Source organism: Croceibacterium atlanticum, from assembly GCF_001008165.2.
Lineage (GTDB): Bacteria > Pseudomonadota > Alphaproteobacteria > Sphingomonadales > Sphingomonadaceae > Croceibacterium_C > Croceibacterium_C atlanticum.
This window is the reverse complement of the sequence record NZ_CP011452.2, coordinates 2562439-2587245: the sequence shown is the minus strand read 5'-3', so window position 1 is coordinate 2587245 and position 24807 is coordinate 2562439. Positions and strand designations below refer to the sequence as shown.

20 protein-coding genes and 1 pseudogene are annotated in these 24807 nt (G+C 62.1%); 9 read left to right on the top strand and 12 right to left on the bottom strand.

Translation table 11 applies throughout. From position 1 onward, the window contains the following. Positions 1-51: 51 nt before the first annotated feature. The 5 genes from WYH_RS12280 to WYH_RS12260 all read right to left on the bottom strand — a co-directional run bounded on the left by WYH_RS12280 (position 52) and on the right by WYH_RS12260 (position 4172). Entirely contained in the window at positions 52-426 is a 375-nt protein-coding gene (locus WYH_RS12280) for a hypothetical protein (protein ID WP_156320136.1), read from the bottom strand. Between the two features lie 123 nt (positions 427-549). Further along, a complete protein-coding gene (gene dmeF, locus WYH_RS12275) occupies positions 550-1503 on the bottom strand; it encodes a CDF family Co(II)/Ni(II) efflux transporter DmeF (RefSeq protein WP_046904060.1) in 954 nt (317 codons plus the stop codon). A 130-nt stretch (positions 1504-1633) separates the two neighbouring features. Then, positions 1634-2572, bottom strand: a complete 939-nt coding sequence (locus WYH_RS12270) for a DUF2493 domain-containing protein (protein ID WP_046904059.1) — start codon at positions 2570-2572, stop codon at positions 1634-1636. Between the two features lie 218 nt (positions 2573-2790). Further along, positions 2791-3231: a hypothetical protein gene (locus WYH_RS12265; protein WP_046904058.1), complete on the bottom strand. Its 441-nt coding sequence runs from the start codon at positions 3229-3231 to the stop codon at positions 2791-2793. Positions 3232-3242: 11 nt separating this feature from the next. Continuing rightward, on the bottom strand, positions 3243-4172 hold the full coding sequence (locus WYH_RS12260; RefSeq protein ID WP_046904057.1) for an ArdC family protein: 930 nt from the start codon (positions 4170-4172) through the stop codon (positions 3243-3245). 194 nt (positions 4173-4366) lie between these two features. On the opposite strand from WYH_RS12260, the gene WYH_RS16885 reads away from it, so the two are divergent. The 7 genes and pseudogenes from WYH_RS16885 to WYH_RS12225 all read left to right on the top strand — a co-directional run bounded on the left by WYH_RS16885 (position 4367) and on the right by WYH_RS12225 (position 13206). Further along, positions 4367-4720: a hypothetical protein gene (locus tag WYH_RS16885; protein ID WP_156320135.1), complete on the top strand. Its 354-nt coding sequence runs from the start codon at positions 4367-4369 to the stop codon at positions 4718-4720. Between the two features lie 62 nt (positions 4721-4782). After that, positions 4783-6006, top strand: a complete 1224-nt coding sequence (locus WYH_RS12250; RefSeq protein WP_046904055.1) for a TolC family protein — start codon at positions 4783-4785, stop codon at positions 6004-6006. Between the two features lie 2 nt (positions 6007-6008). Then, a complete protein-coding gene (locus WYH_RS12245; protein ID WP_046904054.1) occupies positions 6009-7250 on the top strand; it encodes an efflux RND transporter periplasmic adaptor subunit in 1242 nt (413 codons plus the stop codon). Between the two features lie 13 nt (positions 7251-7263). Continuing rightward, complete coding sequence (locus WYH_RS12240) at positions 7264-10425, top strand: efflux RND transporter permease subunit (RefSeq protein ID WP_046904053.1); 3162 nt, start codon at positions 7264-7266, stop codon at positions 10423-10425. Between the two features lie 68 nt (positions 10426-10493). Then, a pseudogene (locus tag WYH_RS12235) lies at positions 10494-11213 on the top strand (HupE/UreJ family protein). A gap of 25 nt (positions 11214-11238) precedes the next feature. Continuing rightward, complete coding sequence (locus WYH_RS12230; protein WP_046904052.1) at positions 11239-11841, top strand: hypothetical protein; 603 nt, start codon at positions 11239-11241, stop codon at positions 11839-11841. A gap of 30 nt (positions 11842-11871) precedes the next feature. Beyond that, on the top strand, positions 11872-13206 hold the full coding sequence (locus WYH_RS12225; RefSeq protein WP_046904051.1) for an MFS transporter: 1335 nt from the start codon (positions 11872-11874) through the stop codon (positions 13204-13206). A 69-nt stretch (positions 13207-13275) separates the two neighbouring features. Here WYH_RS12225 and WYH_RS12220 read toward each other — a convergent pair whose 3' ends face one another. The 6 genes from WYH_RS12220 to WYH_RS16880 form a co-directional block, all read right to left on the bottom strand. After that, positions 13276-15267, bottom strand: a complete 1992-nt coding sequence (locus WYH_RS12220; RefSeq protein ID WP_046904050.1) for a ParB/RepB/Spo0J family partition protein — start codon at positions 15265-15267, stop codon at positions 13276-13278. A 378-nt stretch (positions 15268-15645) separates the two neighbouring features. Further along, positions 15646-16005 carry a type II toxin-antitoxin system RelE/ParE family toxin gene (locus WYH_RS12215; RefSeq protein WP_053833565.1) on the bottom strand — a complete coding sequence of 120 codons (360 nt, stop codon included), beginning with the start codon at positions 16003-16005 and terminating at the stop codon, positions 15646-15648. Next, the gene (locus tag WYH_RS12210) at positions 16006-16275 is read right to left on the bottom strand and encodes a type II toxin-antitoxin system Phd/YefM family antitoxin (RefSeq protein ID WP_046904049.1); all 270 of its coding nucleotides are present in this window, start codon (positions 16273-16275) and stop codon (positions 16006-16008) included. It lies immediately after the preceding gene. A gap of 59 nt (positions 16276-16334) precedes the next feature. Further along, positions 16335-20588 (bottom strand): strawberry notch family protein, encoded by a 4254-nt coding sequence (locus tag WYH_RS17010; protein ID WP_046904048.1) that lies wholly within the window; start codon positions 20586-20588, stop codon positions 16335-16337. 75 nt (positions 20589-20663) lie between these two features. Beyond that, positions 20664-21569, bottom strand: coding sequence for a DUF7146 domain-containing protein (locus WYH_RS16585; RefSeq protein ID WP_169780819.1), 906 nt, complete (start codon positions 21567-21569; stop codon positions 20664-20666). Positions 21570-21784: 215 nt separating this feature from the next. Next, positions 21785-22027 carry a hypothetical protein gene (locus WYH_RS16880; RefSeq protein ID WP_151884781.1) on the bottom strand — a complete coding sequence of 81 codons (243 nt, stop codon included), beginning with the start codon at positions 22025-22027 and terminating at the stop codon, positions 21785-21787. Positions 22028-22414: 387 nt separating this feature from the next. On the opposite strand from WYH_RS16880, the gene WYH_RS12195 reads away from it, so the two are divergent. Both WYH_RS12195 and WYH_RS12190 read left to right on the top strand, forming a co-directional pair. Next, a complete protein-coding gene (locus WYH_RS12195) occupies positions 22415-22756 on the top strand; it encodes a helix-turn-helix domain-containing protein (protein WP_200858593.1) in 342 nt (113 codons plus the stop codon). 75 nt (positions 22757-22831) lie between these two features. Continuing rightward, the gene (locus WYH_RS12190) at positions 22832-24013 is read left to right on the top strand and encodes a type II toxin-antitoxin system HipA family toxin (protein ID WP_218845232.1); all 1182 of its coding nucleotides are present in this window, start codon (positions 22832-22834) and stop codon (positions 24011-24013) included. A 243-nt stretch (positions 24014-24256) separates the two neighbouring features. On the opposite strand, the gene WYH_RS12185 is transcribed toward WYH_RS12190, so the two are convergent. Continuing rightward, complete coding sequence (locus tag WYH_RS12185) at positions 24257-24766, bottom strand: YybH family protein (RefSeq protein WP_169780770.1); 510 nt, start codon at positions 24764-24766, stop codon at positions 24257-24259. Positions 24767-24807: the final 41 nt, after the last annotated feature.

Here is a 24807-nt window from a genome sequence, read left to right as displayed (position 1 = left end):
CCTCTGCTGACGATCCGAACTGCGCTGCGGCATGCAGCGCGGTGACGGTCGTCAGGCGCGAGGGGGGCGCTTCAGTCGGTCGGTAATGTCGGAAGCGAGCGCTTCGGCGGGAGGCGCATCGGGAACCACGACCAAGTGAGGGACCGAATTCTTCTGCACGGTGCCGGCAAAGCTCGCCCCGTGATGGCAATGGCCGTGTCCACACACGCCGTGTTGCTCGGCCGGCGCATCCGGATCGCCCGGCACTTCGTCGGCGGCTGCGGATGACGCAGACGCGCTATCGAGCGAAGCCAGAACGGGCGTGCTTCCGGGCGCCACTTCGGCACCGCAAGCAGCAGCATCCGCCGCCGTCACGAACACCATCGCGACCAGCATAAGCAGGACGACGAAAGGGTGCAGGACAAGGCGACGATAGCTTGTAGTCATGGATTCCAACGGCTCCTAGCAAACCGCATCAAGATTGCAAGTTCCGTAACACGATGAAGTATAAGTCTTTTGTTACAGTATAACAGTCCTCGAATACTGTTTCGGTCTTTTAGAACGGCGCGATCAGGCCGCGCGAAGCTCGGGATGCGGATGCTCGCAGCGATGAACTTCGATCGTGACGTGCACATATTCTGCATACTCTGAAAGTCGGCTGGCATAATTGTCGGGCGCGAGCGGATCATCGGCGATGAGCGAGGCGATGACTGCATACTTGCCGGGACCGATCCGCCAGATGTGCAGATCGCCGATCGCGGCGTCCCGGTCCTCGAGCGCCTCGCGCACCTCTGTGTACCGTTCAGAGGCCGCTTCGGCGTCGACAAGCACGGCAGCGGTATCGCGCAGCAGTGACCATGACCAGCGCCCGATCACGAATGCACCCACCAGCCCCATTGCCGCGTCCATCCATGCCCAGCCGAGGTACATGCCGGCGAGAAGGGCCACGATAGCCAGGACGGAGGTCAGGGCATCGGCAAGCACGTGGAAATAGGCGGACCGCAGATTGTTATCGGCATGCGCATGGTCGTGGTGATGATGATGGTCGTGATCATGCCCATGGTGATGATCGGCACCAAGCAGCCAGGCACTCGCGAGGTTCACCACGAGGCCGAGCACGGCGATCCAGATAGCCTCGGTATAGGCAATCGTGAGCGGACTGACGAACCTTTGAGCCGATTCAACCGCGATCCCGATTGCGAAGATGGCGAGGACAAGCGCGCTCGCGAAGCCGGCGAGGTCGCCCACCTTGCCGGTACCGAATGTGAAACGCGGGTTGTTCGCATGGCGCCTGGCAAACCAGTAGGCGAAGGCCGCGACGCCCAAGGTACCTGCATGGGTCGCCATGTGGATACCATCGGCTAGAAGCGCCATCGATCCGGTCCACAGGCCAGCGATGATTTCGACCACCATCATCGCGGCGGTCAAGGCAACGACATAACGCGTGCGCCGCTCATGGGCGTCGTGCGAGGCGCTCAGGAAGTTGTGATCATGGGCGAGCGGATTGGAGTCGGCGTGGTGCATGCGGGGCGGATAACCCGAGATGCCTTCCCAAGAAATCCCCTCTCCAACCGAAAAGGCAATCGACGACGATTGTCTGTGATGATCGCCGCAGCTAATCGATGGTAGAAACGCTGCGGCGACCAACAGGCTATTATCCCTTAGTCTTGGATCGGGACGTGACGGTCCTGCGATCGACCACGGTGATCCGGCGCGTCTTGGCGTCGATCACTAGCCGTTCAGTCACGCCATTGCCCGGAAAGGCGACAACGTAGCGCGGATTGAGCGAGAGCATCTGCTCGTTGCGCTTGAACCCGGCGCGGGCACCAAGACGACGATCGAGCGAAAAGGTCAGCTGCTGGACTTCGCGGCGTTCAGCCCAGCTCGCGGCGAGGCGATCGGCACCCTTGCCGTCGCCGCCATGGACCAGGAAGAGATCGGGAACCGCATCGCGAACCTTGTCCAGCGTTGCCCAGATAGTGTCGGCATAGATGCGCGCGTCCTCAGCGTTGTCGAAGCTCTGGCGACCACCGGCAAAGACGACCGGAGTTCCTTCAGGGATCAGGGCGTGACGCCGGTTCTCAGCACGTGCGCGGAGGAAATCGCGGGCATCGATCACAGCCGAAGTAAGGTGGCGCGAATGGCTCGTACGCGAGCCCGAAACGGGCTTCCACGAGGAACCAGTTTCGTCGCGATAGAGTGCTGCAGCAGCCTCGCGCATCTGCTCGAAGGCCAGCATGCTGGCTTCGGCAGCCTGCGCACGCTCGACCTGCTCTTCAAGATTGCTCGAATGCACTTCGGAGCCATCGGCTGATGCTAGAAGGACCCTGATCTCGTCGCTGGCCCGATCAAGTTGAGCCGACTTGCGGCTGGCTGCGCGGTGAAACAGATTGACCACGCCCCAGGCAATGTCCTCGGCATCGGCTTCCAGGGCGGTGTCGGAAAACATCGCGAAGAGGTCGGACCAGACGGCGCCAAGCGTCTGGTCAATCGCGTCCTCGCAGGGAAAGTCGGTCTCGTTGAAGGGAGCTGGCCTGATGCTGAGGCCTGAAAGGTCAAGGCCGCTCAACTGGTCGATGAAGCTGTCGTACATGGGTGTCTCCTGATCGCGGGGACAAGGAGAGGAGGCACTATTGCCTCGGCCCTGTCCGCCGGAGCCCGATCAGGGCCGGTAAAAGGGGCGAGACGCACCGCGCAGCGGGAAACCTGCGGCCCTAGGCTGGCGCGGGCAACACGGGCCGACGGGCCGCAGGTTGCGGCGCGCCCCGACCGGCCCAAGGGCCTCTCCCGGCGGACAGGGATGAGGCAGGATCAGGTCCCGATGTCGCAGGTGGATCGGGAGCGCTCGAAGATCGCTTCGCCATTCGAGAATCGCCCGATCAGGCGCAGATCCCCGAACAGGTCGATGAAGCGTCCCGACACCTGGGCGAGCCAGTGCCGTGCCCTTGCCGTTCGTGGGACGTAGAAATCGGCTTCCCAATAGCGGGCGTCATCCCGCTCGGCGAGCCAGATCGCAGCGAGCCCGCAATATGTCGATATGCCGCAATCGGCGAAGGCGTTGCGCAAGAGGATGCGATCCTCGCGGCCGCGCCATCCATCGAAGCGTTCGAAGGAAGGAAAGGTCGCCTTCATGGTGTCGATGACCTCGTCGACGAGGCACTCATAAACCCAGTCGACATCGTCGTCTTCGCCCTCATCGAGCAGGCGAAAGGCCACCACGGAGCCGGTCGGATAGCTGACGGAACGTCCCATCTCACTGCTCCTCAGGCTGCATCAGCGAGATCGATGTCGGCCTCGCTTTCACGGGATTGGTGACCACCAAGGTCAAGCAACAGGCTGGCCGCTTCCTCGGCCTTGGCCGCAGCGGTCAGGATCGCGCGCTCGTCAGATTTGAGGATCTTGAGCCAGGACGCGATGTAGCTGGCGTGATGGTCGAGGTGGGTGACCGGAAGACCCAGTTCGGCCCCGAGGATGGCCGAGGACAATTCGGCGATCAATTCCTCGGCAGCATAGGCATCGCTGCCGAAGCGGTTCTTGAGGTCGCGGTCGAGCCGCGAAGAATGCCCGGTCCAGTGCGACAGCTCGTGGGCGAGTGTCGCGTAATAGTGGTCATAGGCTTGGAAGAGTTCGGCTGGCGGCATGGTGACCCGGTCGCGCAGCGGCTCGTAATAGGCCTGCGCACCGTGATGGCGCAGGTCTGCGCCGATATGGGCAAAGAAGGCATCGAGGCGGTCTTCGCGTCCTGCGGGCTCAAGCGCGGCAACCAGCGGCTTGGGATGGTAAAATGCAGGGAGGCCGTCGCACTGGTCGGCATTGAACACGGCATAGGCCTTGAGCACGCGCCGGTTCTCGGTGTCGGCCTCGCCTTCGGCGTTTTCGACCTCCTTGGTGTAACTCTTGTAGAAGATCGCGATGGTCGACTTCTCGCCCTTGCGAACCTGTCCGCCAAGTTTCTGGCACTGGCGGTAGGTCATCCAGTATGGCGAGGCGAAGTCGCAGCAATCGGCCACCATCCACAGCCAGAAGGTGTTCATGCCGCGATAGGGTGTCCCGCAGCTCCGCAAGGGTCGCGAGACCGGCACGCCGCGCCACGGCTTGACCCAGGGCTTGGTGCCTTGCTCGAGCTTTTCAATGATGGCGGCAGTGATGCGGTGGGCTGGCGAAGCTGAAGCAGCGCGGCGGGACTTGGTCATGGGAGGTCTCCTGATCGCCGGGACGGGCATATCCCGGTTCAGGAAGAGCAAAGCTCCCTCTTCTCTCTTTTTGCTGCGTGCAACCTCGCACGCGCCGGATCTTCCGTCGGACACGGGGTCGTACGGCAAGCAATCGCTCAAAAACCGGTCCCCGCGGCTTGCCCATTCGCTTGCGATCGGCTAACCGCCCGCCGATGCGCCAGCTCCATTTCCTGTTTTTGTTGGCATTGCTCCTGGTCTCGCATGGCGGACTTCCGGGATCGATTCCGCATCTGGAAGCGGCGCATGCACACGAGGCGGCAAGCGCGCATCATGCGCATGAGCACAATTCCGCCGATGTCATCGAGGTCGAGACAGACGCCGATTCGCTCGCGTCCGAAGATATCGTGCCTCACCCCGCTTCGCATTCGCACAGCTCGATTGCGATGCCGGACCAGACCGAGTTCGCGGGCAACGCCCCTGCGTCTCGAACACTTCTGCGGCCGGGCGAGACACCGCCTCTCATCGGCTCTTCGCCGGCTCCGTTAACACAGCCCCCATCAGCCTGATTTTCTGAATCCGGCCCGCATTCCGGGCCAATTTCCATTCAGACAATCAGGAGCAGTCTATCATGCACGTGTCCACGCGTGCCGCCCTTCTGGCGGCCACGTTGGTGTGGGCGACCTCGGCATCCGCCCAGACGTACACACTCGAGGAGGCCGTTCGAACTGCGGTCGCCAATTCACCGCAGGGCGAGGCGACCGCCGCGCGCCTCGACGGCCTCAACGCAGCGCGAAGCGCTGCCGATACCAACCCCGCGCCCACGATCGATGGGACCGTCGAGAACATCGGCACCCCGGGCTTTTCCCAATGGCAGATCGACGGGACTTACAACCAGCGACTGGAGCGCGGCGGCAAACGCGCGGCGCGCGTGGGCCTCGCGCAAGGCGATATCGCCGTTGCCGAGGCCGAGGCGCTCGTGCGGCGTCTCGATCTCGCGAGCGAAGTCCAGGCGTTGTACGTGGAAGCGCAAGCCGCCGCCTTGTCGCTCGAACTTGCCAGGAGCAGGGTCGAGATCGCCGAGACCCTCGCCAATGAGGTGCAGCGCAGGGTCGATGAGGCGCGCGACCCTCTGTTCGCCGGAACGCGGGCCCGCACACAACTGGCCGAAGCCCGGGTGGATCTTGGGCTGGCGGAACACGCCTTCGAAGCCGCTCTGGCGCGCCTGGCGCTCCTTACCGGCGGAGATCCACGCAGCATCGGAGTCGTGACCTCGGGCTTCCTCGAAGCCGAAGAGATTGCCATCACCACTGCCGACCTTACGCCAGTCGATCTTGCCGTTTTCCAGGCCCGGCGCGAGAGGGCGGACGCGAACTATCGCCTCCAGGAAGCCAATTCGCGCACCGATCCAACTGTCTTCGCGGGACCCAGGTTGTTCGGCAATGGCGACGTCGCCGTCATTGCGGGCTTCTCGCTGCCTTTGCCCAACCGCGCGCTCAATCGGGCCAACATCGACCGCGCCGCGGCCGAGCAGCGGCAGGTAGAGGCGGACCTCGCGGTCGAACGGTTCCAGCGTCGCCGGCAGATCGCTCTGGCTGCCGAACGCGTCGAAGAGGCGCGCCACCAGGCCGAGGCGATCCAGGAGCAGGTGGTGCCCGGTGCCGAACAGACCCTGCGGGAGGTCCGTGCCGGCTACAATCGCGGAGGGTTCACCTTTCTCGATGTCTCCATTGCCCAGACCGCATTGCACGAAGCCAGAGTCCGCTTCGTCGATGCGCTCGCCGAATATCATCAGGCCAAGGTCGACTACGACCGACTGACTGGCCGCTTCATCGAACTTGTTGGGGGTTATTGATCATGCGCAAGACGCATTTATTCCTTGCTGCATGCTTTGCAGCGACACTTGCCGCCTGCGGCCAGTCGGCAGATACGCCGGAAACTTCCGAAGAACAGGCAGCCGCAGAGAGCGAGTACGAGCGCGGTCCACACAACGGGCGCATGCTTCGTGACGGCGACTTCGCTATCGAGATTACCGTCTTCGAAGACGGTGTTCCGCCCGAATACCGTCTCTACGCCTACCGTGACAACGAGCCCGTCGATCCCGAAACGGTCCGTGCCCGGGTCCTGATCACGCGTCTGGACGGCGAAAAAACCACGTTCGAATTCGAACCGGAACAGGATTACCTGCGAGGCCAAGGGGTTCTCGTCGAACCGCACAGTTTCGACGTCGTGGTAGTGGCAAACGAAGGCGACAACAGCCATCGATGGGCGTTCGAATCCTACGAGGGTCGGGTCACGATCTCGGACGAGGCGGCACGTGCGGCCGGCATTCGGACCGAAACGGTCGGACCGCAGCAGGTCGGTGAAACCGTGGAAATCATCGGACGGGTTGAGCTCGATCCCTCCGGCAGCGCCGAGGTGGGAGCCAAATTCCCGGGCACCGTCATGTCGCTGCATGCCAATCTCGGCGATCGTGTAGCCCGGGGGGCGCTGCTGGCGCGGGTGGAAAGCAGCTCATCGTTGCAGACCTATCCGATCTACGCGCCGATTTCCGGAGTGATCACGCAGCGCAATACCAATATCGGCGACATCGCGGACAGCGATCCGATGTTCGTCATCTCCGATCCGTCCCGCACGGTTGCGACCTTCCCGATCTTCCCACGCGACATCGAGCGGGTTCGTCCCGGACAATCGGTGCTCATCCGGGGCCTCGAAGGCCAGCGTGCGCAGGGCTCCCGCATCCGGGACTTCCTGCCTCTGGCGGAAGTCAGCAGCCAAGCGGTGACCGCACGTGCGCCGCTCCCCAATCGCGATGGCTTCTGGCGACCGGGAATGGCGGTCCGGGGTCTGGTCTCGGTCGACCAGCGACGGGTGCCTCTCGCCGTCAGGACGGACGCCATCCAGCAGTTCCGCGATTTTCGCGTCGTCTTCGCCAAGATCGGCGAGACCTACGAGGTGCGGATGCTCGAGCTTGGTCAGGAAGGTCCCGAGTGGACCGAGGTGCTGAGCGGGATCGATGCAGGCACCGTCTACGCATCCGAGAACAGCTACCTGATCAAGGCCGACATCGAGAAGTCGGGCGCGAGCCACGATCACTGAGGAGCGCGATTTCATGTTGGAAAGAATTGTCGAGCTGTCGATCAGACAGCGTTTCGCAGTGCTGGCAGCGGTGTTCATTTTCGCCGCCGTGGGCATTTACAGTTTCGGCCGGCTCAAGATCGATGCGGTGCCGGACATCACCAATGTGCAGGTGCAGATCAACACTTCGGCGCCGGGCTTTTCTCCGCTCGAAGCCGAGCAGCGCATTACCTATCCGGTCGAAACCGCCATCGCGGGGTTGCCGGGGCTTTCCTATACGCGCTCGGTTTCGCGCTACGGTCTGAGCCAGGTTACCGTCGTTTTCGAGGATGGCACCGACATCTACTTCGCCAGACAACTCGTCAACGAGCGCCTGCAGGCGGTACGTTCGAACCTGCCGGAGACGGTCGAACCCGAACTCGGACCTATCGCCACGGGCCTGGGCGAGATCTTCATGTACACGGTCGAGGCCGAGCAGGGCGCGGTCAAACCCGATGGGTCGCGCTATACCGCGCAGGATCTGCGGACGTTGCATGACTGGGTGGTTCGGCCACAGCTTCGCACGGTTCCAGGGGTCACCGAGGTCAACTCGATCGGCGGCTACCGCAAGGAGTATGTCGTAGCGCCGCTTCCCGAACGTCTTGCCGGCTTCGGTCTGACGGTCGAGGACGTGATCGAGGCGCTCGAAAACAACAATGCCAATGTCGGTGCTGGCTACGTCGAGAGGTCGGGTTCGCAATATCTTATCCGCGTACCCGGACAGGCCGAGGACGAACGCGATCTGTCCGGGATTATCGTCGATTACCGTGATGGGGTTCCCATTCGCATCGCTGATGTGGCGGATGTCGAGATCGGATCCGAGATCCGCAATGGCGCCGCGACCAAGGATGGCCGCGAAGTCGTGCTCGGCACGATCTACATGCTCGTTGGCGAGAATGCCCGCGATGTCAGTGTCGCGGTGGCCGAAAGGCTGGAAGAGGTAAACCGCTCGCTGCCCGGCGGCGTTGTCGCCAATACGGTCTACGATCGCTCCGAACTGGTCGAAGCAACGGTCTCCACAGTCGAGAAGAACCTCGCCGAAGGGGCGCTGTTGGTCATCGTTGTCCTGTTCGTCCTGCTCGGCAACTTCAGGGCTGCACTCATTACCGCTGCCGTGATCCCGCTCTCTTTCCTCCTGATGATCACGGGGATGGTCGAGAACAACGTGTCGGGCAATCTGATGAGCCTGGGGGCATTGGACTTCGGCCTGATCGTGGATGGTGCGGTCATCATTGTCGAAAACTGCCTACGTCGGTTCGGCGAGGCGCAGCATTCGCTCGGAAGACTGCTGAATCGCGAGGAACGCTTCAAGCTGGCGGCCCGCGCATCTGCCGAGGTGATCAAGCCGAGCCTTTTCGGCATTCTGATCATCACGATCGTCTACGTGCCGATCTTCGCTCTCGAAGGCGTGGAGGGCAAGACGTTCCACCCGATGGCGATCACGGTCGTCATGGCGCTCACCGCCGCCATGGTGCTCTCCCTCACCTTCGTTCCGGCCGCGGTCGCGACATTCGTGACGGGCAAGGTCGAGGAGAAGGAGACGCGCGTCATGCGCGCCGCCAAATCGGGCTATCAGCCTATGCTCGACTTCGCCTTGCGTTCGCGCAAAGCTGTCCTTGCCGGAGCCGTGGCTCTGGTGGTCCTGAGCGGATGGGGCGCAAGCCGGATGGGATCGGAATTCATTCCCAATCTGGATGAAGGCGATATCGCGCTCCACGCCCTGAGAATTCCGGGTACCAGCCTCAGCCAGGCGGTCGCCATGCAGACTGCCCTGGAAGACAAAATTCGGACCTTCCCCGAGGTGGACCAGGTGTTCGCGAAGATCGGTACCGCCGATGTGGCCACTGACCCAGTGCCGCCATCGGTCGCCGACACCTTCGTGATCATGAAGCCGAGAGAGGATTGGCCGGATCCCCGCAAACCAAAGGAGCAACTCGTCGCCGAGATGAACGAGGCCGTCCAGCAGGTGCCCGGTTCGCGCTACGAGTTCCTTCAGCCGATCCAGATGCGCTTCAACGAGCTCATAGCGGGCGTGCGTTCCGACGTCGCGATCAAGATCTTCGGGGACGATCTCGACCAGCTTGCTTCCGTTGCAGCCGAGGTCGAGGGCGTCGTCTCTTCGATCGAGGGATCGCAGGACGCGCAGACCGAACAGGTGACCGGCTTGCCGTTCATTCAGGTCATCCCTGATCGCATCCGCCTGACCCAGCTCGGGTTGAACGTGGACGATGTTCAGACGGTGGTGTCGACGGCAATCGGCGGGACCGAGGCCGGCCAGATCTTCGAGGGTGATCGACGCTTCGATATCGTTGTCCGGCTGCCCGAAGAGATGCGCGAGGATCGCCAAGTCCTCGAGCGTCTTCCTATCGCACTGCCAGGTGGAGGGTCTGTCCCGCTGTCGGAGGTTGCGACGATCGAGAACGTTCAGGGGCCGAACCAGATCAGCCGCGAGGACGGCAAGCGGCGTGCGGTGGTCACCAGCAATGTGCGCGGACGGGACCTGGGTTCCTTCATATCCGAGGCGCAAGAGAGGATCGCCACGGAGGTCGAGCTGCCCGAGGGCTACTGGGTCGACTATGGCGGCACATTCGAGCAACTCGAATCCGCGAGTGCGCGGCTTCAGATCGTCGTTCCGCTCGCCTTGCTGCTGATCTTCGGCCTGCTGGTGGCGCTGTTTCGCTCGGTGAAGGACGCGCTGGTCGTGTTTTCCGGGGTGCCATTGGCTCTTACCGGAGGCGTGGCGGCGCTCATGCTGCGCGGCATCCCCTTCTCGATTTCCGCGGGGGTTGGCTTCATCGCCCTGTCGGGAATCGCCGTGCTGAACGGCGTCGTCATGCTGACGTTCATCCGGCAGCTGATGGATGAGGGCAAGCCGCTCGAGGACGCCATCAAGGAAGGAGCCATGGCTCGTCTGCGGCCCGTTCTCATGACCGCACTCGTTGCAAGCCTCGGCTTCGTTCCGATGGCTCTGAATGTCGGGCTCGGTTCGGAGGTGCAGCGTCCGCTCGCGACGGTCGTCATCGGCGGGATCGTCTCGGCTACCGCGCTGACACTGCTGGTTCTGCCAGCACTCTACAGGGTGGTTCGCGGCGAACGCACGGAAGTCCCGGAGACAAGGGCGTCCGACGAAAACCCCAACCCCCAACTCGCAAGCTGAAGCCGGAGCGGTCGTCCGCAGGGTGCAATCCCGCGGGCGGCCGACATCCGGGACCGGAGAACGAAATAATGTCCATAACGCAATCTCTTTCCAATACATCAGTCGTGCGCATTCTCGCGCTCGCTGCAGTTCTGTTGATCTTCCTCGCCTCGGGTGCCGAAGCGTGGGCGTACAATGTCGCCGAGGGGGACAAGGGCTACATCCAGGAGAGCAGCGGAACGCTGATCCTGCCCTTCATCTATCTCGGCGCGAAACACATGGTGACCGGATACGATCACCTGCTCTTTCTTTTCGGCGTCATCTTCTTTCTCTACCGGTTGAAGGACGTCGGAATCTACGTGACGCTGTTCGCGATCGGCCATTCAACCACGCTGCTTTTCGGTGTCCTGACCGGTATCACCGCCAACGCCTATCTCATCGATGCGATCATCGGTCTGTCGGTCGTCTACAAGGCCTTGGACAATCTCGGTGCCTTCCAGCGGTGGTTCGGATTCCAGCCAAGTACCAAGGCAGCAACCCTCATTTTCGGCTTCTTTCACGGCTTCGGCCTTGCCACAAAGATCATCGAATTCGAGATCGCCGAAGATGGCCTCATCCCAAATCTTCTCGCCTTCAATGTCGGTGTGGAAATCGGGCAATTGCTCGCCCTTGGCGCAATCCTGATCGTGATGGGCTTCTGACGCAGGACCGAGAGCTTCATGCGTCACGCCTTCGCCGCCAACACTCTTCTCATGACCGCGGGCTTCATGCTCGTCGGCTACCAACTCGTCGGCTTCGCCGTAGCCTGATCACATTTTTCCAGGAGCAATAGACATGTTCAATTCACAGCGCCCGTCCATCAGCGACCTTCCCACCAACCGCCAGCTTGTCAGGGCGACCGCGTTCGCCTTGGTGACCGCGACCGTCCTCTTGGTCACCGTGGTTCTACCCGCGGAATATGCGATCGATCCGACCGGAGCGGGTCGTCTTCTTGGATATTCCGAGATGGGCGAGATCAAACAGCAACTTGCCGCGGAAGCAGCCGCCGACGAGCAGAACACAGCCATCGGGGAGGTTCGTACGCTCGCCGGTAACAGCGATAACGGCGCAGAAGCGGCAACGCGCAGCGATGTGACCGAATTAACGCTCGCGCCTGGTGAGGGTGCGGAAGTCAAGGCGGTCATGGCCGAAGGGGCCAGCCTTCAATACGAATGGTCGGTGCAGGACGGCCACGTCAACTTCGATACGCATGCCGATGCGCCGGGCATCTCTTATCACGGGTATGACAAGGGCCGTGAATCCACGGGAGAAGCGGGCACGCTCGTCGCCGCCTTCGATGGCAGCCATGGATGGTTCTGGCGCAATCGTTCAGGCGCAACCGTCACCGTGACCCTCAAGACCGACGGCAGCTACTCCGATATCAAGCGCGTGGTCTAGATCACGCTCTGGCTGAAGGAAGACATCGCCATGCTCTCCGTTCTGACCAATCGCACTTATCGTCACCTGTTTCTTGCGCAGGTCATCGCGCTTGTCGGAACGGGGCTGGCGACGGTCGCTCTGGGCTTGCTGGCCTACGATCTCGCCGGTGCCGACGCCGGCGCGGTCTTGGGAACGGCCCTGGCCATCAAGATGGTCGCTTATGTCGGCATCGCCCCCCTCGCGGGCGCTCATGCCGACAAATTACCACGCAAACGTCTGCTTGTAGGAATGGACATTGTCCGTGCCGGCGTGGCGCTCCTGCTTCCCTTCGTCGATGCGGTCTGGCAGATCTATCTGCTCATTTTCCTGCTGCAATCGGCATCGGCCGTGTTCACGCCTACCTTCCAGGCCACCATACCCGACATCCTGCCCGACGAAGAGAAATACACCAAGGCTCTGTCCCTGTCCCGACTGGCCTACGATCTCGAGAGCCTCATCAGTCCGGTCCTGGCCGCCGCGCTGCTGACAATCCTGAGTTTTCACTGGCTATTTGCAGGAACAGCCGTCGGTTTCGTGATCTCTGCGTTGCTGGTGATGAGTGCCGCTCTGCCGTACAGGAAATCGGTCGCAAAGCGGGTCGAGGGCGTCTGGCGTAAAACCACGCGCGGTATACGGGTCTATCTCAAGACCCCGAGGCTTGTCGGCTTGCTGGCGGTCACCCTGGCAGCGGCAGCCGGCAGCGCCATGGTCATCGTCAACACGGTCGTGATCGTGAAGAACATGGGAGGGACGGAGGGCGACGTCGCGCTGGCTCTGGCGGCTTACGGAGCGGGCTCGATGATGGCTGCCCTCGCCCTCCCACGCATTCTGACGCGAATTGACGATCGCACGATCATGATCGCCGGCGGCGGCCTCTTGCTGGTCACGCTGGCAACGATAGGCCTGGTGTTCGGGCAGTTGGGCCCCCGAACCTTCTGGCCGGTTGTGCTGGTCGGCTGGCTGACGATGGGTATCGGGTATTCGCTTTGCGTCACGCCCAATGGGAGATTGCTCAAACGCTCGTCGGCGGATGAGGACCGCCCGGCATTGTTCGCCGCCCAATTCGCGCTCAGCCATGTTTGCTGGCTCGTCGCATATCCCCTGGCAGGTCAAATCGGCGCACGGTTCGGCATGGCACCGACCTTCCTGGTTCTCGCTGGCCTGGCCGCACTGGGTGTCGGACTTGCCCTGTGGCTATGGCCCCGCAACGACCCCGCGAAATTGCTCCATTCGCATCCCGACCTGCCATCCGATCATCCGCACTTGGAAGAGCACGGAGGCAGCAGTCACCAGCATCATTTTGTCATCGACGATCTGCACACTGGGTGGCCGGGCAAGGTGTGAAGCAAGAAAGGCGGCCCGTCCCGATTGGGACGGACCGCCCGCCGAGTGACCTGGACCTGTCAGGAGGGGTCAGGCAGCCTGCTCGGCAATCTCACCAGTCGCATCGTCGCTGACCGTTTCGTCAGCTTCGTCATCAATCCACGCAGCTTCTTCGAGATCAGCTGGAACATCGGCATCAGTGAACCGCATGATCGAAGGAACCCAGGCCTGCGCCCGTTCCTTGACCTCGGCCTCGCCGATGAAGTTGCCCGAGAAGATGCGTTCGGCAGCGCTCGCCAGTTCGGCCTTCTTCGATGCGGCATAGCGACTGACCAGTTCGGGACCACCAGCAGCGTCGAGCGCTTCGAGCGTGCGAGCCTTGGCCACGCGGTCGAAGTAGTTCGCCGCCGTAGGACGCCACCAATGCGCGGTCTCGATTTCGAGGAGGGAGCCGAGTGCTTCGTGCAGCGGCACCGAGCGTTCGCCTTCGCAGGCCAGGCTGGCAACCAGTGTGCGCGAGACGACATGGCCGAGCCAGGCCGAACGCACTTCGTCGGAAAGCGCCCGGAACCTCGCAAATCGCTCCACGTCGCTTTCGCCAGAACGCCAGCTCTCATTGAGCGAACCGGCAAACTCGGCCAGCGCAGCGCTCGCCGGCGCGTCCTTGGCCTCGAACCCAGTGACCGGGCCGGACGCGACGGGGCCAGACAGCGTCGATGCCTTCTTGGCGCGCCAGTCGTGTCCATCTGCATCTGCGAGCGTGAAGACCATGAAGTCGAGCGCCAGTGCCGGATCGTTGGCGAGGTGGATCGCCAGGATATCGCGGCGCTGCATTGCCAGTTCGTCGAGTAGGCGCTGCGACAAAGAGCTTCCCTTGGGCTTCGCCGCACCGCTCTCTTCAATGGGCTCGACCACGCCTTCGTCAGCGATGACCTCGGTCTCGGTGTAGAACTGCGGGACCAAGGTCGGCTCGCCATTGCGCGAGAGGACGAGGAAGGCACCGGCCTCGGCTTTCAGTTCGTCGGCCAGCACCGGCGGACGATCGGTGAGGTCCCGCATGGCGCGATTGATCGCCACCAGTTCCTCCTCGGCCTTGGCGACCTCGTCCTCGTCGCTGTCCTCGTCTTCGAGAATGGCGGCGACGCGGTCGTAGTCGGCCTCGAGCTCGCCGAGCTCCTGCGCTTCCTGCTCGGTCATCGGTGCAGGTTCGCAAGGCAAGCGATTGAGGCCGTCGACAAGGTCATGGCTGACATAGGTGCCAAGCGTCGGCCGGACCCAGGCAAGGCCATATTCGAGCGCGGCCTTTTCTGCCGCCCCTTCCATGGCCTTGTGCGCGAGGTCCTCGAGCAGCGCGACATCGATCCAGCTCTCGCTGGCTTCATCGTCGAACAATTCGCGCTCGATCCGGCCACCTGCGGCGAGGTACGCATCGCGTCCGACCAGAACGGCTCGCGGATCGGAACCGCGCACCGTGGCATCAAGCACCATGCGGCGGATCGTGTCAGGCGTGATCTGGTACCAGGCGTCCTGCAACTCGGCATAGACATGCGCCTGTCGCTCGATGTCAGAGATTGCGCCGTAGGCCTTGGCCATGTCGAGCGTGATGGTGCCTTCGGCGAGCGCTTCGAAGACGCAAGGCGCGAGAGAGGCCAGGCGCAGCCGTCCTTCGACAAAACGGACAGTGAGGCCGAAGCGGCGCGCCACGTCTTCTGTGGTAGCCCCCGCCTCGATGATGGAGGCGAAGGCCTGGGCCTCGTCGGCCGGATTCATCGCGAGACGTTGGAAGTTTTCGGCAAGGCTGGCTTCACGCACCTCGCTTTCCTCGCCTTCGATCACGAGGCAGGTGACCTCGTGGTTTTGGGACAAGGTGCCCTCTTCGGCCAGTGCCTGCAGCGCGGCGAGCCGACGACCGCCGGCCTCGACCTCGAACTTGCCGCGCTTTCCTTTGCGAACGACGAGGTTCTGCAGCAGACCGCGCGCAGCAATGTCTGCCCGCAGCTGGAGGTCGGCGAGCACGTCGCTCGACTTGCGAACGTTGCGGGGGCTCGCAGCGAGCTTCTTCAAGGGGATCGACTGGATCATGGGTTTTCTCCTGATGGAATGAAGGCGCAGGTGAGGATCACGAGGCCCACAAGCCCAAAGGGCTCCCTCCACTCTCTTCAATGGCTGTGGCGACCATCTATACGACCGAGATGGGGCGAGCAGGGATCGGCTGAGTTCCGTCCATGAGAGCAGTTGTTCTCAATGCGCGAACCCATTCGCAGGCCCGTCATCAGCGGGCACAGGCAGATCAGCCGCTCGGACTGGAGGAAGGACGTGATTAGGCTCCGGCGTACGCGATACGGGAGCTTATCGATTCATTCAGTCACACGGAGGGGAGGAGAGAAGGGGAAACTTGAGCGCAATCGAAGGCAGCGCTCAGATTCATCCGGACCCTGACCTCTTCAGCGGAGCCTATGCCTATCCGCTGCTAAGCAAGCGCTCTTCGAGAAGCGTCCGAAAATCCCGACGCGCATCAGCGATTACGAACACGGTCACTTGACCGGGTGCTGGCTCGGGCTGATACCCGTAGATGATGCGGAACGGAAAGCGCGACAATTGCCGAAAGTCGGTAATCCCGAGAGCCTCAAGTTCCGGTGGAACCGGTCCTTTCTCAGGATTGTTCACAAGGGATTCGATAGACGCGACAATGTCATCCAGCAGTGCGTCCGCACCATCGTCGCCATCCGGCCCGCGCTGCGTCAGGCGGCGCTGCCAGATACCCGTGAGATCGCGCTCCGCACCGGAGGTGATCTCGATCGCTACGGCGGCCGTCATCATTCAGTTTGACTTACCCCGTACGCGATCCGCAAGGCCTGCCACCAGGCGGGTCCGACCGGCGGCAACATCGGCCTGTCCGAGCGCCAGAAGTTTTAGCAGAGCGAGCGTTTCCTGTGCGCGCTCGTAGCTGGCGACATCCTGCAGAACTGCCTTGGCTTCGCCATTCTGCGTGATGACCATTGGCCCGGCGCCATCTCCAATCTCCCGGATAATTTCGGCGCTGTGGGCCTTCAGATAGCTGATCGGTTTGATGCGCTGGTCCAGCTTCATAGAACACCTTAGGACTGAATTTGGTCTCTATATAGACCAGTTTAGGGCAAATGAGAAGTTCAAGGCTCGATTGCGATGCTTTGGAGGATCTCGCTTGCTCTCGAGACCGAGGCAAATAGCCGCGTGCGGTAGCGGATGATCTCGGTGAAGCAGCCCTTGTTCTTGTACCAGTCGAGGCGATCCGGCGAGAATCCGGTCAGTTCAAGGCGCTGTTCGCCGCCGACCAGCGAGCGCTTCAAGGTGAGTGGATCGTGGCTCACAAGGCCCAGCGGTTTGCCGCTGGCGAGGACGAGGTCGCCGATCTGATCTGCCGATGGTCCGACAACGCCGGAGAGGCCAAAGGTTTCGGCGATTGCGGCGAGATCGATATCGAGCACTTCGCGGCCGATGATCGCTTGACCATCTTCGGCAACGAGCCGGGTGACCCGAACATGATCGCCGGGCAGGCGCTTCCAGACCGGGAGCAACAGGCCGGTAGCAAGATGGACGCGCTCGGTCACCGGTGACATGGCCGCCTCTGCTTCCTCGGCCCGCCAGGCGCTCGTGAACGCGGTGACGCCAATTTCTTCCCAGTGGCTTTCACCGAGTGCCTCAAGCGTCCAGTTCGCGGACTTGAGCGGTCGAAGCAGGCGCCGGCGTTCGATCACGGCGCCGTCGTCAGCGATGAGGCGCCGGACAGGAACCGACAGGGCGACCTTGCCCGAGCGCGCATTGCGCATCGGGATCGCGTGCGGGCTGCCAATCTCGTGCATCCGCACCAGGCGCTGCAATCTTAGGGGCCGAAGGTGCCTCGTTACTTCGAGCGAGACAAGACGGGTCTCGGCACCGGTCACGGGGTCCGTGCGCAGGAGTTCGTCGGCGAGGATCGTGAAGTGATCGACCCTCACGGTTTCCAGTCCCTGGTCGAGCGTCCCGGCCTCGCGCGCGGCTTCGATCCGCGCTTCGACGAGGCCGAGATATTCATCGAAGATCGCGTTCTGGAGCGCGATCGGCAGCGCGAGGATGCGGTTGAGCCAGCGCTGGATCGTGGGGAGATTGTCAGTCAGCCCGCCATCGGGGTTTTCGAGCCTAAGCCCGGTGCGCTCGACGAAGTTACCGAAGCTCGTGGCTTCGAGCTTGCCGTCATAGAGCAGCTGGAACCAGCGGCTGAGCGCATCGCGCGCATAGTCGCTTTCGAGATTGTCGGCCGGATCGAAAAGGTTTTGTCCGCCGGTCTGGCGCTGACCGCGCGTAAGCGCGCCCAAAGCGTCGAGCCTTCGCGCAATAGTCGAGATGAACCGGCGCTCGCCCTTCACATCTGTGGTGACCGGGCGGAACAGCGGGGCCGAGGCCTGGTTGGTGCGGTTGGTACGACCAAGACCTTGGATGGCGTTGTCGGCGCGCCATCCCGGCTCGAGCAGAAAATGGACCCGGCGTTGCTGATTCCTGGCGCCGAGGTCGGCATGGTAGGAACGCCCCGTACCGCCGGCATCCGAGAAGACCAGGATGCGCTTGGTCCCTTCCATGAAGCTTTGCGCTTCGGCGACATTCGCACTGGGGCTCCGGCGTTCGAGGCGCTGCTGACCATCGCGGCCCAGGACCAGCCTGCGGGTCCGGCCCGTAACCTCGGCCACGGCGTCGGTTCCGAAGTGTTCGATGATCGCATCGAGCGCAGTGGCGATCGGCGGCAGCGCACAGAGCTGTTCGATCAGCGCATCGCGCGCGGCCATGGCGCGCGGGCAGAAAACGGGATTGCCTTCCTCGTCGCTCATCGCCTCGGAGCGAAGATTTCCGTCCTCGTCGGCGAAGACCTGCATCAATCGCACAGGGAAGCTCATCGCAAGATAGTCGATGACATATTCACGCGGGGACAGATCGATGTCGAGCGCTTCGCGTTCTTCCACGCTAAGGTCGGCAAGGCGCCGGTCGAGCATGGCCTCGGCGGTCGAGACGAGCTGCACGACAACCGAATGATCATCGCCAAGCGCCGCTTCCATCGCGGGGATCAGGCTCGGCAGTTTCATCGAGAGCAGGAGCTGGGCAAAGAAGCGCTGCTTGGTGCCTTCGAAGATCGACAGCGCAGCAGCTTTGGCGTTGCGATTGAGCGTATCGCCGCTGTCCTCGTCGACCACGCGGGTTGCTTCGAGCGCGGCTTCTAGGTTGCGGTGAATGATCGCCCAGGCATCGGCATAGGCATCGTAGATCCGCACCTGTGCTTCGGTCAGGCTGTGTTCGAGGATCTCGTACTCTACCCAGGCGAAGGACAGCGCACGGGCGAGATAGAGGCCCTGAGCCTTTAGGTCGCGGGCGACAAGCTCCATCGCCGCGACGCCGCCAGCGCGGATCTCGGTCAAGAACGCCTCGTGGGTCGGGAAAGCGGTCTCGGGTCCCCAGAGGCCAAGCCGGGAAGTATAGCCCAGATTGGCGATATCCGAGGCGCCAGTGGCAGACGCGTAGAGCACCCGGGCGCGCGGGAGACGGTTCTGTAGCCTGAGGCCCGCCATCCCCTGTTCGGAGCCTTTGACCTTGCCACGGGTTGAAGAGCCCCCGAGCGCATTGGCCATCGCATGGGCTTCGTCGAAAGCGATCACGCCGTCGAAATCCACGCCCGCCCAGGCAAGAATCTGGTCGAGCCGCGTATCCTCGGCGCGGCCCGAGCGCAGCGTCGGATAGGTGACGAAGAGAATGCCTTCGGACATCGTAATGGATTGGCCGAGTTTCCAGCGTGAGAGCGGCTGGAGATCGAGTGGCAGCCCGCCAAGCGCTTCCCAGTCGCGGCGTGCATCTTCGAGCAGCGCCTCGTTCTTGGTGATCCAGATATGGCGACGCTCGCCTGCGAGCCAGCGGTCCATGATGACTGCGGCGATCTGTCGTCCCTTGCCCGCTCCGGTTCCGTCGCCAAGGAAGAAGCCTTGGCGGAATGCGTGCCCGTCTTCGGACAGTTCCAGCGCGGTGCCTTCCTGACTGATTTTGAACTGGCCCGGTAGGTCGCGCGCGAATGCCTGGGCAGCGTAGACCAGTGTCTCGCACTGAGCCTCGGATAAAAGGCCATCGGCCTGCCAGTTGGTGGGGAGACGTGGCCGCACTTCCGGCTGCGGAGCCGCGACCGAGCCCATCGCGACCGATTCCACGAGCGGGGTGGGATGTACCAGCGCATCCTCGAACGCGATGCGGCTGGGCCGGTAGGGCAGGTAGATGCCTGTTTGTTCAGGCACCGGCGCAGGTTCGGCGAGGACCGAATAGGTCAGCTCGATCGCAGTTGCTGTGAGTGCAGGAGTCCCTGCGAATGGTGCTACCGGGCGGACTGGCGCGCGATACACTGAGGTCTTGCCAACGAGGCAGACTGGCTTCCCGATTGCCAGGCGATGGATGTTGGTGGAGGTCTCTACGCGTGGCGGAAGCGCGTTGAGCAGCTCGTGGAGCGCGATGAGATCGCAGGTATCTCCGGTGATCGCTGACGAGGGCGCAGTCGACACCTTGTCGATCACGATCAGGCGAACGGCAATCCCCGTCCCTGTCCGGCGAAACATCTGCTCCAAGCGGACATTGAGCAGGAGCGACGCTTCGTCCTGTGCTTTGGCGAACGTGGAAGCATCGAATCCTTCGGGCATGATCGCAACAATCCTCGCCCCAGCAGCAGCAGACCGGATTGCACTTCGAAGGTGGCGCTGTGCCGTCTCGCCGTCCATGCCTCGTTCCTGGCTCCGGGCGAACGGCGGGTTCATCAGCACGACTGACGGAACAGGGCCGCGATGCAGGTCGGCGATCAGTTCCCCGTCATGCGCAGTGATTGTGGCCTTGGGGAAGATATGGCCCAGGCTGTCTCGTCTTGCCGGATCGATCTCATTGAGAAGCAGCGAGGCACTCTGAACGCTGCCCCAAAGAGCAAGCGCACCATTGCCTGCGGATGGTTCGAGGAGCGTGTCTTGCGCAGAGATAGCTGCGGCCTTCGCCGTCAGCCAGGCCAGCATCGGCGGGGTGGAGAACTGCTGGAGCTCGACCTGTGCTTCGCTGCGAACGTGCCGGGGCGGCAAGGCTGCTTCGAGCCAGTCGAACCGCGCTTCGGCTTCGTGCACGCTTGTCGTCAGATCGATGCGTGAAGACTCGCGAAGCCAGAGCAGTGCGCCGATCTCGGCCGCGTTGTTGTAGTCGTCGATAGTCCAGGCGCTTCCCCAGTCCAGGGCGCCGGTCTCTTCAGCGAAGAAGCCGGAAATGTCCGCACGGGTAAGATGACGTCCCGAAGCGAGAAGTTCGGCAACTCGGGTGCCGATGGCATAAGCCAGGGGCTCTGACGGCGACTGCTCGCCAGCTGGAAACAGGTCTGATTGAAACATGGCAATTCGTGCTCCTGATGGGGGCATCGGGACACGCCCTCTGCCGGATCAGGAATTCGAGAAGCCCTCTCTCCTCTACCGCGCCGCTTTGCGGCGCAGCCATGCCGTGAGTTCATCGTTCCAGTCGGTGTCGTTTAAGGAAGGCTTGCGAACGTGGATTGACCGCCCATCGTGGGCATAAGCGGCCAGGCCACGGGACGCGGCTAGCTCGCCGCCAGCATCGTGATCGACGAAGAGATGAAGCTCGGTCACGCTCTCAGGCACGCTGACGAGGCCGAACCGCTCATTGCCCAGGGTCGCCCAGACGGGGATGCCGGTAAGAGCATAGGCCGACATCGCGCTTTCGATGCCCTCGGCGAGGCCGAGCTTGCCGGAAACCGGAGCGAAGAGGCGGACGGCAGCTTCACCGAGCGCGCCGAGCGCGCGCTTCGGTTTGTCGAATTCGGCCTTGGCATTGCCCGAAAGGAATGTGCGATGGATGGCGATCGACCCCTCATCGAGACTGACCGCCGAGATCATGGCCGGCAAAAAGCGGGTGCGTCCCTTCGGGCCAAGCGGTGTTCGCGGATGAAAGCGGAGCGCTGACGATGCGGCGAGAATGCCTCGGCTCTCCAAGTAAGCCTTTGCCGGACTGGTAAGCAGCGGTTGCGCATCGCGCCAGATGCGCAAGGCAGCGGCCGAAGGCTTCGCTGCGTGACCAGTGTCCATCGTGGGCTCGATTGCACCTTCCGAAAACAAGGTTGACGCCGGTACGCCTTCACGCGCTAGCGCTGCGAGCACGGACTCCTGATCGCATCCGGCAAAGCAATGGAGGAGAATGGCTCCTCGCCCGAGTGACACACCGAGTGACGGCGTACGGTCGTCATGCGCAGGGCAGCAGGCCATGCCCTTTGTGCCGGACCATTTGCCGCCCCGGTTTTCACAGATGCGGCGGGCGGCTTCTTCCAAAGAGCTTATCTTGGTGGAATATCGGTGGGACATGGCACATCGCGATCCTTTCGGCTCGCTCACAAAGGCCCTCCTCCCCTCCAGCCCTTCTGTGTTGTAAGAACAGGTCGGAGGGGATTCACGTCTGCACTGCGAGCCCGTCGATTTGAGCGTCACATCGACATCGCCGCTCACCCGCGAGGTCTACCGATTATTCGTAGTGACTTCTCACTAGCGCCATTGATCCTTATTGCTGCCCCACGACCTGGTCAGTTTAGATCATGCGACACGTTACCTAATCGAAAATTCCGGTCCGATCTTTCCTTTTGCAAATCGCGTCGTGCCTTCGGAAGGTAGTCCCGCCAAGTCCGTCGATGAGTGATATGGCTGATTTTGCCGGGCTTGCTCATTCCCGCCATCGCGGCAACCGCCATTCTGCCATGGCCGGGTTGATCATTTTCACGAGCGAATAATGTCTTCGCGCGTTCGATTTCCTCGTCTGAATAATGCATTCGATGCTCCATCGGGTTGGACCTGCGAGAGCGTTCGAACGAAATTCGGCGAACCCTCTGCAGGGTCCGCCGGTTAACCTCCAACTGGAGGACGGGACCTCGGAATTCTTCCGAGGCTGTCGGCTTGTGCCGACATGCGTGACGTTTGCGATATAGTCGCTGAGACAATTCGCGCAACTGCACAGCGACTTTTGAAGTACGATGGTCAAGCCGCGGCCTAGCGACCGCTCACTAGCGCCTCTCCACTCAGTCATGGTCATTGTAAGCCTCGTGCAGGAGGCGGTGAAGCATCTTCCTTCGGTAAATCTGCTTCAAGCGAAAGAGCACAAAAACATGACATATCATTTCTATTTGCGGAATTTAGCATGATATGTCATATATCGGGCCATGCCCCGTTCGTCTCGAGCTGCTAGCGGACTACCGCCCCAGAGCCAACGTGCGATTACACGGCTAGGTAAGGATATCGCCCTTGCTCGCCGCCGGAGAAAACTTCCTCAGCGTTTAATGGCCGAGCGCATGATCGTCTCGGTTCAAACGCTGCAACGCCTCGAAGCGGGAGATCCTACCGTGGGCCTCGCGGTTCTGGCGAGCGCCCTGCATGTCCTGGGGATGACACAGCGCCTTGCCGAGCTGGTAACCCCAGACAGTGACCGGGCTGGCATCAGCGAGGATTTGTCCCGCCTGCCCCAGAAGACCCACGCTGTCAGCGACGATGATCTGGATTTCTAGCAAGCCGTGACGACCATCCGCACCTATGTCTTCGTGCATCTTGAGGAGGGGCCTGTTCCGGCAGGCCTTCTCACGATGACCGACGAACCGCGCAACCAGTTTGCTACCTTCGCTTACGGGCGGCGTTATCTGGAACGCGCTGACCGTATTGCGGTCGATCCTGTAGCTCTGCCGTTGCACGAAGCTGGAACTTCTCGAACATTCAGGACGGAAGAAGGCTTTGCCGTGTTCGGTGGCATTCGGGATGCTGCTCCTGACGGCTGGGGCCAATACCTAATGTACAAGGCGATGGGCGATCGCTTGCCGAGCGAAATCGATCTCATTCTGGCCTCGGGCGAACATCGCGTGGGTGCGCTCGCCTTTGGGCCGACGTCCGCCCAGCCTGAGAGAATTACGCCATGGGGGGACGGCCCTGCTCCGGGCGAAGAGTTCACGCTCGCAGAGCTAGCAGAAGCCGCCGAACGAGCGCAGCATGTCGACGAACTCGACGAGAACTTGAGGGCGTTGCTGGCCGCCGGGTCATCTCTGGGCGGCGCCCGGCCGAAGGCAGCTACAAAAATCGGCGAGCAGCCCTGGATCGCGAAATTCCAGAAGCGGGGGGATAGCTTTCCCGAATGCAGGGTCGAACTAGCGACAATGCGGCTTGCCGGCGAATGTGGTCTCGACGTTCCGCCACTCGACTTCCGCTGCGTCCTTGATCGCGACATCTATCTGATCGAACGGTTCGACCGGATTCCTCACGGGAACTGGCTGGAGCGTAGGCCCTTCGCTTCGGGGCTCACAATGCTCGGGGCGCATGAGAGCGAGGTCAGCAGCTTCAGCTATGCCGATCTCGCAGGAGCGATCCGGCAATTCGGAACCGAAGTACGTCAGGATCTGCACGAGCTATTTCGTCGTATGCTGCTCAATATCCTCGTCACGAATGATGATGATCACCTGCGTAATCATGGCTTCCTGTTCGATGGTGAGGGTTGGCGGCTATCGCCGCTTTACGATGTAGTGCCAAAGCCGCAGCTGGGACTGGAGCGACGGCTCGTCCTCGGTGTGGGGCCGGAAGGCCGCAATGCAACGATCGAGAATGCTCTCGCCGGTGCCGCGGTCTTCGACCTCGGCCATGAGGACGCGACAGCAATCGCCGAAGACATGAGTAGGATCGTAGCGACACGGTGGGAACACCTATTCACAGAAGCAGGGATAAGCGCGGCTGATCGCAAGCGTTTCGCCACCTGCTTCCGATTGGCAGCACCTGCGTCATGATCACAAACGCAGAAATCCGTTCATGGGGGCGCGCGCTTACCAAATTCGGCACGGTGATTACCCGGTGATTGCTAGCCGAGAAAATGGGGATCAAAAAATGCTAGTTAGTGATTATATATCAGTGTGTTATGATAGTATGGCCACTAAGGTCTGGTATTTCCGCTTCCGCCGTCTGGAAGAAAGCTGACCGCAGAAGGAATACGCCACCCGCCGGGCCTGCCGGCGGATGGCGCGGGTGGAGCCTTATTCGGCGGCCATCGCCTCCGCCTCGGCGGAAACCGGCGTCAGGTCGACATTATATTCAGACACGATTTTCCAGGTGTCGCCGGTGGCCTTGTACCACACGGTCTGGTTGCGCATGGGCACGACGGTGGCTTCGCCCGTTTCCGGATCGGTGACCGTCATCGTGCCATCGGACGTCGTCACGGCCAGTTCGCCGCTCTGTGCCGCCCAGCCTTCTCCCTGCTGCATTTCGACGGCCAGATTGGGGTCTTCCATCAGCCCGGCAAGCGCATTCTGGATGGCGGCCTTGCCAGTGGCCGGAGCAGCGCCGGGCGTCACGATCACGGCATCATCCGCGTAATAACGCATCACGCCATCGACATCCTTTGCAGCCAGCGATTGCAGCTGCGCGGTTTCCGTGTCCTTCACGGTCTGCACGGTTTCAGCCGGATCCACCGCGGTGCCACCGCAGGCAGCAAGCAGGGCCAGAGGAGCAAGCGAAACAACGGACAGCCAAGAAACTTTCTTCATGAAATCCCTCCCATCAGGAATGCGGTCCGAACCCATGCCGA

What these genes read in the sequence shown, in the direction of transcription:
- WYH_RS12280 (WP_156320136.1), bottom strand. Translation starts at nt 426, where the DNA reads ATGACTACAAGCTATCGTCGCCTTGTCCTGCACCCTTTCGTCGTCCTG.
- dmeF (WP_046904060.1), bottom strand. Translation starts at nt 1,503, where the DNA reads ATGCACCACGCCGACTCCAATCCGCTCGCCCATGATCACAACTTCCTG.
- WYH_RS12270 (WP_046904059.1), bottom strand. Translation starts at nt 2,572, where the DNA reads ATGTACGACAGCTTCATCGACCAGTTGAGCGGCCTTGACCTTTCAGGC.
- WYH_RS12265 (WP_046904058.1), bottom strand. Translation starts at nt 3,231, where the DNA reads ATGGGACGTTCCGTCAGCTATCCGACCGGCTCCGTGGTGGCCTTTCGC.
- WYH_RS12260 (WP_046904057.1), bottom strand. Translation starts at nt 4,172, where the DNA reads ATGACCAAGTCCCGCCGCGCTGCTTCAGCTTCGCCAGCCCACCGCATC.
- WYH_RS16885 (WP_156320135.1), top strand. Translation starts at nt 4,367, where the DNA reads ATGCGCCAGCTCCATTTCCTGTTTTTGTTGGCATTGCTCCTGGTCTCG.
- WYH_RS12250 (WP_046904055.1), top strand. Translation starts at nt 4,783, where the DNA reads ATGCACGTGTCCACGCGTGCCGCCCTTCTGGCGGCCACGTTGGTGTGG.
- WYH_RS12245 (WP_046904054.1), top strand. Translation starts at nt 6,009, where the DNA reads ATGCGCAAGACGCATTTATTCCTTGCTGCATGCTTTGCAGCGACACTT.
- WYH_RS12240 (WP_046904053.1), top strand. Translation starts at nt 7,264, where the DNA reads ATGTTGGAAAGAATTGTCGAGCTGTCGATCAGACAGCGTTTCGCAGTG.
- WYH_RS12230 (WP_046904052.1), top strand. Translation starts at nt 11,239, where the DNA reads ATGTTCAATTCACAGCGCCCGTCCATCAGCGACCTTCCCACCAACCGC.
- WYH_RS12225 (WP_046904051.1), top strand. Translation starts at nt 11,872, where the DNA reads ATGCTCTCCGTTCTGACCAATCGCACTTATCGTCACCTGTTTCTTGCG.
- WYH_RS12220 (WP_046904050.1), bottom strand. Translation starts at nt 15,267, where the DNA reads ATGATCCAGTCGATCCCCTTGAAGAAGCTCGCTGCGAGCCCCCGCAAC.
- WYH_RS12215 (WP_053833565.1), bottom strand. Translation starts at nt 16,005, where the DNA reads ATGATGACGGCCGCCGTAGCGATCGAGATCACCTCCGGTGCGGAGCGC.
- WYH_RS12210 (WP_046904049.1), bottom strand. Translation starts at nt 16,275, where the DNA reads ATGAAGCTGGACCAGCGCATCAAACCGATCAGCTATCTGAAGGCCCAC.
- WYH_RS17010 (WP_046904048.1), bottom strand. Translation starts at nt 20,588, where the DNA reads ATGTTTCAATCAGACCTGTTTCCAGCTGGCGAGCAGTCGCCGTCAGAG.
- WYH_RS16585 (WP_169780819.1), bottom strand. Translation starts at nt 21,569, where the DNA reads ATGTCCCACCGATATTCCACCAAGATAAGCTCTTTGGAAGAAGCCGCC.
- WYH_RS16880 (WP_151884781.1), bottom strand. Translation starts at nt 22,027, where the DNA reads ATGCATTATTCAGACGAGGAAATCGAACGCGCGAAGACATTATTCGCT.
- WYH_RS12195 (WP_200858593.1), top strand. Translation starts at nt 22,415, where the DNA reads ATGCCCCGTTCGTCTCGAGCTGCTAGCGGACTACCGCCCCAGAGCCAA.
- WYH_RS12190 (WP_218845232.1), top strand. Translation starts at nt 22,832, where the DNA reads ATGACCGACGAACCGCGCAACCAGTTTGCTACCTTCGCTTACGGGCGG.
- WYH_RS12185 (WP_169780770.1), bottom strand. Translation starts at nt 24,766, where the DNA reads ATGAAGAAAGTTTCTTGGCTGTCCGTTGTTTCGCTTGCTCCTCTGGCC.